Here is a 14344-nt window from a genome sequence, read left to right on the forward strand (position 1 = left end):
GGTACCCGCTCCGCGGGTACCACATCGCTGCGCGATGTGCAAGGGGGGCGGTCGCTGCGCTCCCACTGCCGGTGCTGCGCACCGGCTGGATCCCTTCGCTGCGCTCCGGGATCCGGTGGGGCCGGCCGCTGCGCGACCGGCGCGGCGCGCGGTGCGCGCTCGCCCGCTTGAGGGACTGTCAGGTGCGGTTGGTTGGGTGTCCGGTTGGGGAGTTGAGGAGTCCTGCGGACTCCTGGGCGGGTCCGCTGCGCTCCCCCGCCTGACGGTCCTTCCGGCTGCGCCTCCAGAACCTTGGGCCCGCTGGCGCGGGCCGGGCTGACTGCGAGGGGTGGAGGTCGCTCGTGCGGGTTTCAGTGTAGCGGCTGCATCAGATTGATGCAGCATGTAGAATTGGGAGAAACACAGCACACCCCATCGCTCATTAGAACAGGGAGTAAGCTACTCGCTCGGAACGTCCCAGGTGGGAGGGTCCTCTTGGCGGCGGCGGAACTTACCTGTTACACCGAGATCTCCTCTGGCTGCCAAATAGAAATCATCTCTTCTCTCTTGATATTCCCTGTATGCTGATCCCCATTCGTCGCTAGTCCCAGAGTGGGCGGGCTGTACAAGAGTTTCGAGTTTCCAAGCGCTACGCCGCAAGGCCCTGGCGGTCAATATTGTTGTCGAATCTCCCATTAAAAGGAGTGACTCAAACGCATGGTTACATTCCGCATTGAGTTGGGCAAGGGCTTCCCGTCCTTCTTCCAGGCTGATGGACCTAGCGACCTGGAAAATTCCTTTAGTTGCCGCCATTCTCTCCAGTACAGCGATGAACCTATCGATCTCCTTGACATAAGCCAGGTATGACGCCAGGCGGTGCTCATCCCATCGAGTTGCCAGCTGCCTGGTCCACCGACTTCTCTCATGCAGGCTTGCGAGAACGTAAGAAGAAGCTGCTCCCACAAGAACTCCGACTAGTGTAAATAACTCGCCCATTCCTCCTCTTTCCCCCGTGAGCATCGATTAATGTATTCCCAATATTTGGCCGAATCATTCCAGCCCTTGTACGGGTACAGCCTGAATCCAGTGCATCACTTCACCCAAAGGATGCCTTAATGTCGAGTGTTAAGCTTCGAGAACATCAAGTGGACGCGAATAAATTCATCCGCAAGTGGGTGGGATTCCCTGCAAGGTCATCTGTGCCACCCGAGGGGCTCCGTGGCACCGGCGTGTCAGCGACCGGCTCCGGGAAGACGATCACCGCCGCGTGGGCGGCTCTGGAGAACTTCCAGGACGGTCGGACCCTCGTCATGGTGCCCACCCTGGACCTGCTCGTGCAGACCGTCCAGACCTGGCGCCGGGTCGGGCACACCGCGCCGATGGTCGCCGTGTGCTCCCTGGAGAACGACCCGATCCTCAACGAGCTCGGAGTGCGCACCACCACCAACGCCATCCAACTCGCCCTGTGGGCCGGGCACGGGCCCTCGGTCGTGTTCGCCACCTACGCATCTCTCGTGGACCGTGAGGACCCCGAGGATCCATTGGGCCAGCGGAAGGTTCGCGGGCCGCTGGAGGCCGCTCTGGCGGGCGGGGAGCGGCTGTACGGGCAACGCATGGACCCGTTCGACTTCGCGGTAGTGGATGAGGCCCACGGCACGGCCGGTGATCTTGGGCGTCCGTGGTCGGCGATCCACGACAACGCCCGGATCCCGGCCGACTTCCGGCTCTACCTCACCGCCACCCCGCGCATCCTCGCCGCGCCCCGCCCGCAGAAGGGCGCGGACGGCCAGGAACTGGAGATCGCGTCGATGGGCGCGGACTCCCAGACCTACGGGCCCTGGCTGTTCGAGCTCGGACTGTCTGAGAGCATCGAGCGCGAAATCCTCGCGGGCTTCGAGATCGACGTGCTGGAGATCCGCGACCCCTCCCCCATCCTCGGGGGACCGGAGGAAGCGCAGCGGGGCCGGCGTCTGGCGCTGCTGCAGACCGCGCTCCTGGAACACGCCGCCAGGTGGAACCTGAAGACCGTCATGACGTTCCACCAGCGGGTGGAGGAAGCGGAGGCGTTCGCGGCGAAACTCCCGGAGACGGCTGCAGAGTTGTACGTCACCGAGGCGTCCGACGCCGCCTTGGCCGACGCGGAGCGCCTGCCGAGGTCGTCGATCGACGCGGAGTTGTACGAGCTGGAGGCCGGCCGCCACGTCCCGCCGGACCGGGTGTGGGCGGCGTGGCTGTGCGGCGACCACCTCGTGACCGAACGGCGCGAGACGATCTGGCAGTTCGCCAACGGCGTCGACGCCCACGGCCGACGGGTCCACCGCGCGTTCCTCGCGAGCGTTCGCGTGCTCGGGGAAGGCGTCGACATCGTGGGCACCAGGGGTGTCGAGGCGATCTGCTTCGCCGACACCCGCGGTTCCCAGGTGGAGATCGTCCAGAACATCGGCCGCGCCTTGAGGCCGAACCCCGACGGCACGACCAAGACGGCCCGGATCCTCGTGCCCGTCTTTCTGGAGCCAGGCGAGGACCCCGACGACATGGTCGCCAGCGCTTCGTTCCGCCCCCTTGTAGCCGTTTTGCAAGGCCTGCGCTGTCACGATGAACGACTCGTCGAGCAGCTCGCCTCCCGCGCCCTCAGCCAGAGCAAGCAGCAGCGCAAGATGCACGTGAAGCGCGACGAAGAGGGCCGGATCGTCGGCGCGGACGGCGAGGGCGACGGCGAGGACCAGGAGCACGACGACACCCAGGCCGCCGCCGAATCGGCCCTGCTCCACTTCTCCACTCCCCGCGACGCGGCGACCATCGCCGCTTTCCTCCGTACCCGGGTGTACCGGCCGGAATCACTGGTGTGGCTGGAGGGCTACCAGGCCCTCATCCGCTGGCGGGCCGAACACGAGATCACCGGCCTGTACGCCGTCCCGTACGACACCGAGACCACGGTAGGCGTGACCGAAGACTTCCCCCTGGGCAGGTGGGTGCACCAGCAGAGGAAGGCACTGCGGGCCGGAGAACTCGAGGAACGGCGCAAGGAACTGCTGGACGCCGAAGAGGCCGGCATGGTCTGGGAGCCCGGCGAGGAAGCCTGGGAGACCAAACTCGCCGCCCTCCGGTCCTACCGGCGGACCACCGGGCACCTCGCCCCGCGTCAGGACGCGGTCTGGGGCGAGGGCGAGGCGATGGTGCCCATCGGGCAGCATGCGGCCAATCTCCGCAGGAAGGGCGGCCTCGGCAAGGACCCCGAGCGCGCTGCGGCAAGAGCCGCGCAGCTGACCGCCATCGATGAGGACTGGGACTGCCCCTGGCCACTGGACTGGCAGCGCCACTACCGCGTCCTCGCCGACCTCGTCGACGCCGACGGCGTCCTGCCGACCATCCAGCCGGGTGTGCTCTTCGAGGGCGATGACCTCGGTAAATGGCTCGCACGGCAACGCGAGGCGAGCACCTGGGCACAGCTGTCGACCGAGCAGCAGGAACGGCTGTCCCAACTGGGCGTACAGCCGCTTGAGGCGCCGTCCCCCGCCCCGGCGACCACGCGTACGGCGAAGGGCCCGAGCAAGGCGGAACAGGCCTTCCAGCGGGGCCTCGCCGCCCTCACGCAGTGGGTCGAACGGGAAGGCGCCCACCGGCCTGTACCGCGCGGTCACAGCGAAGAGATCGTGGTCGACGGCGAGGCGGGCCCGGTGGTCGTCAGGCTGGGCGTGTGGGTCTCGAACACCAAATCGAGGCGCGACAAGCTCGCCCAGGAGCAGCTGGACGCGCTGCGGAAGCTGGGCGTGGGATGGGCGTAACACCGATTGCCGTCGGCCGTTGAGCTGGGCGGTCAAGCGAAGAACGCAGAGAAGCCCTGGGTGTCATCGTCCAGGGCCTCTTGCTGTCGATCAGGGAGAGTAGCGAGGTCGCTGTTCAGATCTGTCCATTCGTCCCTCAGTCGTTGGGAGGGTTTCCCCATGAACATCGTTGAGAACGTCGCATCCGGGCTCCTGGTCGCGCTGGCTGTCTGGGGTGCTCAGCGGGCCCGGCTCGAATGGCGCCGGCGTCGTATCGCTCGCGCTGGACGGCGTAACCCCGCAGCCCACTGACACGACGAATCCGCACAAGAGAAGGGCAAAGGGCCTCATGGGACGCCTTGGACTTATCGAACGGCCGGATCTGCCACCCGGTGCTCGCCGAGACCTCAACCAGGAGCTTCACCTGTTGCATCGCCGGGCTGGGCTGCCCAGCGTCCGGGAGCTGGCCGAGGCGATCGGCAAGAGCCCCAGTGGGGTCCACAACGCGTTCCGGCTGGCCAAGGTGCCCGAACAGCGTCTGACGATGGCGATCGTCGACCGGCTGACGTTGCGGGTCCGCGACTGGGGCGTGGGCATCAGCCAGGAGACTGGTATCGAGAAGACTCTCCGTAGGTTCGTACGGCTGTGGTTCCAGGCCAAGCAGGAAGAGGAGCTTGCCGCTCAGGGGAAGCCGCCTCACGTGTCCGACGCCACCCGGAGGCTGCTGTTCGCGCTCAGCCCGGAGTGCTCCATGTCCCACCCGACCCGGCAGCTCCCCCGGCCCCACGACATCGTCGCCCTGGAGGACCCCGCCGCGGCAAAGACCCCGGCGTTCCTCCGTAAGACCGGCCTGAGGCCGGAGGCCCCCAACCCCTGGCATCTGATCCACCTGTGCCGCGGCTGCCAGGCCCGCCGCGACACCGGTGAACTCACCGAGGCAGAACTCCGTGCGGCCCGCTTCGCTCTGGACCGGCGCCCAGGTGCGGCCCGGCACTACGCCGCCTACCACGACCAGGTGCTCCTCGGTGCCGAGGAGGTCATCGACATGAATGTCATGGGGCGGGTCCAAGTGATCATCAAGGCCGATCCGGAGGTGGCGACGCCCCCGTACACCCTCAACCATGGGGAGCTTTCGGTCGACCGCGCTCACGGGCTTCTGGACTGGGGAGACCACCCGTGTGAAGACGAGCACTAGCCACAGCGGCTTCCAGGGACGAGCATCCCGGGAAGCCGTGGTGTGAGCCGCAGCGCGCTGCCGTACGGCGAGCGGTACGCCGCCTCGAGGCCGGCGGCCGCACCGAGGTCCACCGCCTGCCCGTCAGCCGCACCTACAACCCAACAGCGCGCCCATCCCATTCGGGCATCGCGTCATGGCCAGCAGGGACGCCCAACGATGGCACAGGCACGTTCGGTGTATGCGCCCGGCTCAACGCCTGAATCGCCAGCGTGGCCGCACCGGAGCACCGACTCCGGGTCTCGCGCCGCGCAACGACCCCTCCAGCAGGGCCTGGCGGCCCTGACGCAGTGGGTGGAGCGGGAAGCGGGAAGGCGCGGGCTGGGCGGTGCCGCGCCACAGTGAACCGATCGCGGTTGACGGAGAGACGGAGCCGGTGATCCGTATGGATCTCCAATACCAAGACCCGGCGCGACAATCTCAGCGCGGAGCAGTTGGACGCGTTGCGGCAGCTGGGCATCGAGTGGGCGTAGGAGCCTCGAGTTTGCTTCCCCGCCAGCCATGGCTGGTGACCCATGACGAGTGAGGTCGACTGACGATTATGGGAGTTGCTGTGAGGCCGACTTCCCGAAGCCAGCAGAGAACGTGAGCAATGCGTGACGCCTGGGGGCAGGCGTTGGTTCCTGTCCCCAGGCGCGCACGAGGCATCCGCGGCAACGGATGTAATTCCCCTCAACGCTGCGGCGTGCTGTCCGGACCAAGGGAGAACAGGCCGCGTCGCCTGGCTTCTCAGCCAGAAGGCGGCGACTGGATATAGCTTCGGTTCGGCTCAGGCATTGCAACAGCCGCAACGTGCTGACGAATGCCGGCGGACGTTCGCGGACAACTCAGGCTGTGATCTGCGCAGATGCGCAGGGTTGTCCGGCTGGGTTGTCACAGTGGCGGACAACGGGTGCACAGCGCGGACACGCCAGCTCCAGGGGGCAGTACGCATCCGGAAAACGAGGACGGGCGATCTGCTGTCGGCCGGGTTGTCCACCTGCAAAAGTGGACCATGCGTCGCGAGCGGCAACTCCTGACGCCACATCAACCATGTCCGGACCAAGGGATCTTTCTTCATGTACACATGCCGCATTCACCTGCCCAAAGGCAGCAGTGTCGACCTTCCCGGCTACCTGCCGGTGATCGTCATCGTCGTCGTCCTCGTCCTTCTCGGCTACGACATCAGCGCAGCCATCGCCGCGGTGATCGCCGCGGGCGCCGCTGCCCGGGAACTCGGGCGCACCGCCTGAGCCTTCCCCTCTCGGTCTGATGTCCGCTTCGGCGGTGCCACCAGTGGTGGCACCGCCGCTTGTCGCATACCGGGAAAGGAGTGCGGCCATCCATGCCACGACCTGAAAAACCCATAGCCTTTGATGCTCCGTTCGCCGCTTTCGCTCTGCAGCTACGTGCTCTGCGCCGACAGGCGGGAAACCCGACCTACGACGCCATGTCCCGGCGGATCGGCGGCATGGTGTCAGTGAGCACGCTCGCCAAGGCCGCCGCCGGCGACCGTCTTCCCTCACTCGAGGTGACTCTCGCCTACGCAACGGCGTGCCACGGCAACCAGCAGCACTGGACGGAACAGTGGCTGCTCGCGCAAGGAGACGCTTTGCCGTCACAGGCAGGCGCCTGGGCCACTGTGCCGCCCACCGCGAGTACAGCGGCGTCTGCGGCAGATTTCGTCGAAGCCCTGCGCCAGCTGAGGCTGTGGGCTGGCATGCCCTCCTACACTCAGCTCGCCCGCCTGGCAGGACTGGGCCGCACCACTCTCTGCGACGCGCTGGCCCCCGGGCGCGCCGGTCTCCCCAGCCGAGACGTCACCTCCCGTCTGGTGCTCGCATGCATGCACCATGCCTACTCGAACCGGTCATGGCTCAGTCAGGACGTGCCGATCGCCGTCACCGCCGAACAGGCACAACGCGCTTTCCTGCACATGTGGCACCAGATCGCCTCGCAGGAACTCGCCCGGCGTCACGTGTCCGGAACCGGTATCTCCGCAACGCCCCGCCCTTCAGCCTCCGTGAGGCCGCGTCTGCCTGTCCGGCCGACAGAGGAAGGGTCCGGCACGGTCAAGGAGCAGCAGTACGTCGGGCTCATCGACAGGCACGAGGCCCTCGACCGCAGCATCCGGCCCGAGATGCGGGAACTCGCCGACGCACTACGCACGCTGTTCGCCTCGCTGGAGATATCGATGCGTCACTACGCCGCCCGCACCTATATGGATCCAGGCTCCCTTTCCCGGTATCTCAGTGGCAAGCGCGTCCCCCCGCGGTCGTTCATCGAGGACTTGGTGCGCACAGCCCGGGAGGACGGTGTTCCGCTCTCCGAGTACTCACATGAGCATCTATTCAAGCTCTACGAGAATGCTCTCCGTTCCTCCCCCTACCCCGGCGACCAGCTCAGTCTGCTGAACGTCCAGCATGAAGCCGCCCAGCAGCGCATCAGAGAGCTTCAGGAAGAGATCCACCGACTCAAAGGCGGATGACCCTGTCACCACGCCTGTACCGGCTCGGCGTGCCCTCGGCCGGCCCGGGGCCTCGCGGCGACTGGTAGTCACCCGGCGGCAAGGCCTCCAGCGGAGGTGTAGCGGGTGGCGGCCTGGACGCTGAGGATCGAGACGCGTCGCCTGGGCTCCCGCCCTACGCCCCAATCGGACTACCTTGCCAGCATGACGACACAGCTTGACCGTGGAAGCGATCCCGCGCCGTCCATGCTCCGGTGCGAGCCGCGTGCGTCCAACTTGTACCCGAGCCTGGTTCTCGCCCTGCGGGACATGCGGCAGGCGAACGGCCGTGATCTCGTAACCGGTGACGGCGAGGGCAACGAATCGTGGGTCGGCCTGAGTCTGGGAATGGTCATTCTGGACACGTTGTCGGGTGATTCCAACGGCGTCCGGGCCCGTTGGGAGCTGCTGCTCACAACGCATGGCATCACGCAGGAAGACGCGCAGATCATCTACAGGCTGCGCTGCTCCCTCCTGCACGGCTATGGCCTGCCGAAGCCCAGCGCAGTCAACGGCCGGACCGTACTGCTGACCCCGGACGTGACAGCCCACGCCATCGACACGTCCACGACCGGCCGTGCACTGGTCAGCGTGCCGGTCTTCTGCGGAAGGCTGGTCGAGCGCATTGCCGCCGCAACACCACAGAACTGGGACACAAGCTTGATCGATACCGACGTCACGGCCTGATCCCGGAGCAGTGTTTTCTGTCCCGTCAGGCGCGCGTCATCCGCTTTCGAGTCCGGTGTCGGCGGCTCCTGACCCCGAAGGCGCCGTACCGTCGGTGGCCCGGACAGGCGGCGCCGACGCGCAACACCGGCGAGCGCGGCCCCGATCCCCGGAGCGCCCGCGCCACCCATCCCGCCCTCCGGGGGAAAGTGGCCTCAACGGGGATGTCACGCCCCCGAATTCGATCGCACCTGTAGTACAGGGGCGGTTACCGTCCTGGCATGGACGATTCACTCTCGTTCGAGAGCTTCCTGACGGGTGCCGGAAGAGCCGCGTACAAGGCCATGGAGGACCACGGGCGCAGCGAGTACGACGAGTTCGCTCTCCACGGCGGCGTTGCTGTCGAGCGGCTCGCCAAGGCTGTCCTGGTCAAGAAGAACCCGACCTATCTGGTCGAGATGCGCAACGGGAACTCAGATCTGCTGCTGTACTTCGGCGGTGATTTGGAGCTGGACCCGGACAAGGTCCGCACTGTCGGCGCCAAGGAGGCCCTCCAACGGCTCCGGCGCATAAAGGTGCTCCCGCCTGATCCTCAGCTCGATCGGTTGATCGACCTCCGGAACGGCACCGCACACACGACTGTTGGCGACGAGGCCAGGTCTCTGCTGCCGACATTTGCCGAGACCATCGCAATCCTATTGAAGGCCGTCGACATGTCGGCTGAGCAGTTCTGGGGTCGCTGGATCAGCGCGGTCAACGTGGCCGTCGACAAGCAGCGAGACGCGATCCAGCGGGACGTTAAGGTCCGGATCAAGCAGGCACGACACCTCTTCGATGACCGGTTCAAGGGACTACCTGAGGGCGCCAAGGAGAGGGCACTCAAGGAACCCGTCGAAGGCCCTCATGCCATCGCGGTGTCCGGGGAAGACGACAACCTCATCGTGCTGATCTCCACTCTCGCGTGTCCTGCATGTGGTGAAGAAGCGCATATCCGGATGACACCAATCCGCTCGACCACCACAGGGGCGGAGGTAACGGTGGACCTTCTGGACTGCCCCCTATGTGGGTTGAAGCTGACCGGCCCTGAAGAGATCAAAGCTTCCGGTGCCGATATCGAGAAGGCCGTGGTGCCATCGAACATCATCGTCTCGTGGGGCATGACCCTCCCGACTCCGCTCGACTTGAACCGCATAAATACGGCTTGACCCAACTCGCCGACCTGGAGGCCGCAGCCGAGAGCTACGAGTACGGCTACCACGGCCAAGCGCCCACCCGCGTCCTGGCCGACCTGGTCGCCGACTTCGCCGGTCTACGCCCGCTGCTCACCGTCCCGCAACCCGCCCCGGTACAGGCGCGGCTGTGCCGTACGGCCGGACAGATGGCTGGGATGACCGCGATCGTCCTGCACGACCTGGGCAGCCGCCGGGAATCCCGCGCCTACTTCGCCACCGCCGCCCAGGCCACGGCCGAATCCGGCAATCCCCAGCTGCACGCCTGGGTGCTTGCCCGGGAAGCCATGGTGCCGCTCAGCTACGGCGCCCCGAAGGCGGGGGCCAGCCTCGCCGCACCGCTCCCTCCGGACCGGGAACCGCCCCGGTGGCGGCACCCCCGTCCCCGAGTCCACACCCCTCCCTCACACCCCCGGACCACTCCACGCGAACGTCCCACACACCCCAGCGACGGTTGGTAAAGTCCGTCACCCTCACACGCCAGAACACCCCCTCGGGTCGCGGTGGGCGGCGATGGCGGCCGGGTCGCGGCCAGGGCCTCTTGCTGGTGGGGGCGTAACTGCATCGCGCTCCTTCACACGGGTGGCCGTGTTGTGCGGCGGCTGGCATGCCGCAGGGCACGGTCGGACCGGCGGGAACAGGCTGTATCCCTCGGGCCGCGCCGGGTTACCGGTTGGTTCATCTGCGGTCCTGGGCGAGGAGCCTTCAGTTTCCTGGGTGTGTGAGTACGATCCGGGCGGCGGCCGCCTTCTCCGCGTCAGGAGCGATCTTGTACAGCTTCATGAGTTGACTTGCGGCCACCACGTGACCGAACCGGGCGACCAGGGCGGCGTAGAACTGGGCGAGCGCCTCCTCCAGCGGTAGCCCAGCGTCGTCGCGGACCGCGATGCCGCAGCGGAGCCCGGTCAGGATGAACGGGAGCGAGGAAGTGTTGACCCACGGTTGGGTCAGGACCTGCCAGACCAGAGCTTTGAGGTTCTGGTTCGCCGCCCCGGGCACCGAGGCTCGGGCCAGGCCGGTGGAGGCCGCAGCCAGCCACAGGTTGATGTCGTGCGGGCGCTGCTCACTGATGCGGGAGACGCAATCCAGCACGAACGATGCCGCGGACTGCGGCTGCGTCCATGCCAGCGGGCGGGACAGGGCGTTCGCGACGGCTTTGGCCTGCCAGCCGTCGGCAAGGGCTGCGGCCTCGTACAGGTCGCTGGAGAAGTCGATGTCAACGTAGTGATTGCGCAAGAGGTCAGCCTTGATGAGCAGAGCCTCGTGGGCACTGAACTGGCCAGCAGCGGTCGTGCCGTCCAGGAGGTCGAGGGTTCCGAAGGCGGGGATGTGCTCAGCACGGGCGATCGCGCGCAGGACCCGGTCGTCGCTCCACAGGACCAGCCCGTGCTCCTTGGCGTAGTCGGGCGCGGTAAGCCACTCCTTACCGCGCGTGCCAGGGAGCGGAAAGCGGCGCAGTTCCGGACGTGGAACACGGGCAACCGATCTGAGGACGTCCACGACACGGACTGACGTGGAACGCAGCCGCTCCAGGTTCGCCACTTCGTCGCTGCGGACCTCTGCCCGCTGTCCCGCCTCGTCCCAGCCCAGCGTCAGCTCCGTCTGCAGCGCGAGGGACTCCTTCGCGTAAAGGGCGTCTTGGAACAGTTGGTCGGTGGTGACCACTTCCTCCAAGCTGCCGATCAGCCGCTCGGCATGGCCCGGATCCAGCAGTGCCAAGGTGTGGGCAGCGGTTGGATCGATGACCGTGCGCACGGAGCAGGCTGTGGCCACCGCTTCGGCTCCCACGCCGGCGGCCAGGGCATCGCCCGCATAGACGAAACCGGCCCCCCGGCGCAGGCTCAGCTCCGTGTAGCCCCGACCGGTTACCCACGTCAGGGTGCCCAAGGGGAGGTCGCCAGCAGCGACTTTGCTCTGGACTCCCTTGACGTTCTCGTGCGCCTGACGCAATTCGTCAGCAACGTTGACGAGCGGATCATCGTCTGGGCCTAGTGTCACGGCGCGGAACTGGGAGCTGTCGGGAAACCGTTCCAGGTACTCGGCGGTGGCTTCGTTGAGCTGGTCGGCGTCGTTTTCGGACCACCGCTCGGGGGTGCCGGCGGCGCTCAGGTGCAGGGTAGCGATGAACGCACCGAGGAGTTCCTCGTCATCGGGCCAGCGCTGCATCAGGGCCAGAGCCTGGCCAGCGAAGTTGGCTTCGCTGGAGTGCCTCGCCCCCAACTTCACCCACAGCAGGGCCTCGTGTCCGGTGCGGGGTTCGATGGGCGTGCCTTGGTAGGCCAGGACATTCCAAGCATCCTCGAACAGGCTGCGGGCTACGTGGCAGCGGACCAGCGCCCAACGGGCGTTGTGGTCGTGCGGATCGAGGGCAAGCATGTTCCGCGCCGCGTCGGTGGCCCGGTCGGTGTTGCCTTCCGCCAGCTCCGCCTCGACCAGCAACGCATACATCTCACCCTGTGCAGCCCAGTCCGGACCGGCTAGCGTCAGGGCCTCCCGGGCGCACACTTTCGTCTGCGCGGGCATGTCGGCATGCCGGTAGGCGTCTGCCGCCATGGCCATCAGGAAGGCGTCACGCCAATGCTCCGCACCCGAGCGCAGCGTACGTGCCCGAAGCTCTCGTTCCCCGCTGATCTGGTACCTCTGTGCCAGTGCTAGAACGATGATCCGACTCTTGGTGACGTTGGCGCGCAGCACGGAGAGGTCGCCGGCGGAGCTTGCGGTCAGTGCTCGGGCGATGAGTCTGATCTCGGCGACAATCTCAGGATGGGAGCCTTCGAGGCGGTCCAGGTCGACCGGTTGCGTCCCGCACTCCGCCATTCCCATTGCGGCCTGGAGTTGTTCCTGCTCGGTGGTGGCCGCGTCCCACACGGCCTGCCAGGCGGCTTGGATCTGCGGGGGCTCGATCTGGCCGTCGGTTTCCCGCTCCAAGATCACGGCGGTGATCTGCGCACGGGCGTAGGCGCTCTCGACCTGGCTCTGGAGGCGTCGAGCCTCATCCACCCGGCCGGTAAGCGCGGCGAGCACTGCCCGGTGCTCGATCAGTCGGGGGTCGCGCGCCTCGCGGGCGAGTGCCTGGCCCTCGGACTGTTCTTGTGTCAGGCCCCAGGCTGTGACGGCATCTCCGCAGACCTGGGCTGCCTGCACCGCCACCACGGCGGGTGCCACGCTGTCGCCGAACCATGTCCGGCGGCCGTCGCGGGCTTTGATCGCCAGCGCGAGGGCTTCGCGCGCATCCGCGAGCCGGTGCTCGCTCCGGCCGCGGACAGCCCGGTCAAGGAGGATGAGAGCGGACAGATGCTGGATGCCGGACATGATGCCGTCCGGGTCTGCGGCACGCAGCCGGGCCAGGGCGGCGGCGTCCTGGCCCGTGCTGGTGAGGGCGTGGGCTTCCAAGCCGGCTTTGAATGCCCGGGCAGTCCGGGTTGCCGGCTCCCAGGATGCGAGATGGCCCAGAGCCTTCTTCCAGTCGCTGTCGAACAGTGCCAGCATTCCGAGCAGGAGAGGTGAGCTGGGATTGTTGTTCGTGACGAGAAAATCGCGCGCATCCTGGTCCGTTCCGGCCGCGCTGAGCTGCTGGGCTGCCCGCGCGACCCACAGATCCCTCGGGAAGCCGCCATCATCGATGCAACGCTGGAAGAACGTGACCGAAGCCTGGTGGGCCTCGTAGTCCGAGGCGAGTTCGGCCAGCCAGGCGAACGCCTGTGGGGGCGCTTTCTCCATCCAACTCGGAAACCGGTGGGCCCACTGCCTCAAGAGCGCCTCGCGCTCCGTCGGGCAGCTATGCAAGAGCCCGACTGCCTGCTCCACGGCCGGCCACGCTCCCGTGAGGGCCTGTGCCTCTTCCTGTGCCCGCGGGCTCAAGGTCCGCAGCCCCGTCTGGAAATCCGTCCGTGCATCTAGACGGTGGAGGATTTCGTGGCTGCTGCCAGCAATTTGCTCAAGCACCGCTACGAGTTCGTCGCGCAGGGCGGTGCACATGCCCAGCAGGTCTTCCTCGCTGAGATCCCGCAGGCCCGCCAATGCGTCCTGGCCTTCAGCCTCACGATCGTGTTTCCATCCCTCCAGCAACTCGACCGGGTAGGTGGCGCTGTTGGGGCCGTCGACCGTCTTGTGGTGAGGAGTACACAGCAGCATCAGGTTGCCGAAGCCGTTGCGCTGCTTGACCGTCCAGAACGGATCGAACCGCGGACCACCGCTCTCGAAGGCGCGGATGTGAGCGATCTCCAGGTTGAGCATCGGCTCAGCACCGACCATCCGGATGACTGGCTCGCCACAACCGGGCCAATAGCACGCGCCGCGGGCCAACGTCATCAGCCCGGCGATCGTCGCGCTGGTATAACTACGACGCGGTTGCGAAGTCACGGCGCCCCCACTCATGTCAAGACGGCCAATCTATCGGCCAGCACTGACAGCACACCTGCACACAGGGCGACAGGCCATGAGGGCGGCCAGCGCGGCAGGTCCCGGTCCGGGCGCTCAAGTTGGCGGTGACCGCGGACGTGCCGACGGGCGCGATGGTGATCATGGCCGCTTCGACCAAGGTGTCGACGACGGGCAGGGCGTTGCAGTGCCTGGTGCGGTAGAACGCGACCGGCGGCGCCGGCCGGTCGGAATCCCGGTACCCGCTCAGCTGGCCCGCTCCACCCGCGTGACCGGCTGCGCCTCGAACACCCGGCGAGCGGAGCACAACTACAACCCCGACGAAACAGATCCGCACACGTACTCGATGAACTGGAGATAGAGCTCAACAGCTACCAGAAAGCCTTCACAGACGATACGGATGCGACCTCCGCCATCGAACAGGCCCTGGAGAAATGGGCCAGACAATCTGAGCCATCGAGGACGAATAACCTCACAAGGCCCTCGGGCGGCAGCCCCTCACGGCCACTCCGCAGGTCGTGTCCCTCGTCGTGGTGTTGAGGATCAACTGGTGGGCGTGTTCGGGGTGTTGGGTAGCGCGGGGGCGCTTTCGGGGAGTTCGTGGTAG

Annotated in this window: 8 protein-coding genes; 7 read left to right on the plus strand and 1 reads right to left on the minus strand. The window is 66.7% G+C overall.

The window, feature by feature from the left end; all coding sequences use genetic code 11:
- Positions 1 to 1094: 1094 nt before the first annotated feature.
- The 7 genes from AB0I18_RS48640 to AB0I18_RS48670 all read left to right on the plus strand — a co-directional run bounded on the left by AB0I18_RS48640 (position 1095) and on the right by AB0I18_RS48670 (position 9818).
- A complete protein-coding gene (locus AB0I18_RS48640; RefSeq protein WP_363112276.1) occupies positions 1095 to 3764 on the plus strand; it encodes a Helicase associated domain protein in 2670 nt (889 codons plus the stop codon).
- 406 nt (positions 3765 to 4170) lie between these two features.
- On the plus strand, positions 4171 to 4938 hold the full coding sequence (locus AB0I18_RS48645; protein ID WP_363112277.1) for a hypothetical protein: 768 nt from the start codon (positions 4171 to 4173) through the stop codon (positions 4936 to 4938).
- Between the two features lie 1097 nt (positions 4939 to 6035).
- The gene (locus AB0I18_RS48650; RefSeq protein WP_363112278.1) at positions 6036 to 6209 is read left to right on the plus strand and encodes a hypothetical protein; all 174 of its coding nucleotides are present in this window, start codon (positions 6036 to 6038) and stop codon (positions 6207 to 6209) included.
- Between the two features lie 92 nt (positions 6210 to 6301).
- Positions 6302 to 7444 carry a transcriptional regulator gene (locus tag AB0I18_RS48655; protein WP_363112279.1) on the plus strand — a complete coding sequence of 381 codons (1143 nt, stop codon included), beginning with the start codon at positions 6302 to 6304 and terminating at the stop codon, positions 7442 to 7444.
- 183 nt (positions 7445 to 7627) lie between these two features.
- Entirely contained in the window at positions 7628 to 8149 is a 522-nt protein-coding gene (locus tag AB0I18_RS48660) for a hypothetical protein (RefSeq protein ID WP_363112280.1), read from the plus strand.
- 260 nt (positions 8150 to 8409) lie between these two features.
- On the plus strand, positions 8410 to 9333 hold the full coding sequence (locus AB0I18_RS48665; RefSeq protein WP_363112281.1) for a hypothetical protein: 924 nt from the start codon (positions 8410 to 8412) through the stop codon (positions 9331 to 9333).
- The gene (locus AB0I18_RS48670) at positions 9330 to 9818 is read left to right on the plus strand and encodes a hypothetical protein (protein ID WP_363112282.1); all 489 of its coding nucleotides are present in this window, start codon (positions 9330 to 9332) and stop codon (positions 9816 to 9818) included. The genes AB0I18_RS48665 and AB0I18_RS48670 overlap by 4 nt, the downstream gene beginning before the upstream one ends.
- Positions 9819 to 10062: 244 nt before the next feature.
- Here AB0I18_RS48670 and AB0I18_RS48675 read toward each other — a convergent pair whose 3' ends face one another.
- Positions 10063 to 13719, minus strand: a complete 3657-nt coding sequence (locus tag AB0I18_RS48675) for a hypothetical protein (protein ID WP_363112283.1) — start codon at positions 13717 to 13719, stop codon at positions 10063 to 10065.
- Positions 13720 to 14344 lie beyond the last annotated feature (625 nt).

It is taken from the genome of Streptomyces sp. NPDC050704 (genome assembly GCF_040654355.1).
In the GTDB taxonomy this organism is placed as follows: Bacteria; Actinomycetota; Actinomycetes; order Streptomycetales; family Streptomycetaceae; genus Streptomyces.

Excerpts from the sequence above, each read along its gene's own strand:
- AB0I18_RS48660 (WP_363112280.1), top strand. The coding sequence starts at position 7,628 with ATGACGACACAGCTTGACCGTGGAAGCGATCCCGCGCCGTCCATGCTC.
- AB0I18_RS48655 (WP_363112279.1), top strand. The coding sequence starts at position 6,302 with ATGCCACGACCTGAAAAACCCATAGCCTTTGATGCTCCGTTCGCCGCT.
- AB0I18_RS48650 (WP_363112278.1), top strand. The coding sequence starts at position 6,036 with ATGTACACATGCCGCATTCACCTGCCCAAAGGCAGCAGTGTCGACCTT.
- AB0I18_RS48640 (WP_363112276.1), top strand. The coding sequence starts at position 1,095 with ATGTCGAGTGTTAAGCTTCGAGAACATCAAGTGGACGCGAATAAATTC.
- AB0I18_RS48665 (WP_363112281.1), top strand. The coding sequence starts at position 8,410 with ATGGACGATTCACTCTCGTTCGAGAGCTTCCTGACGGGTGCCGGAAGA.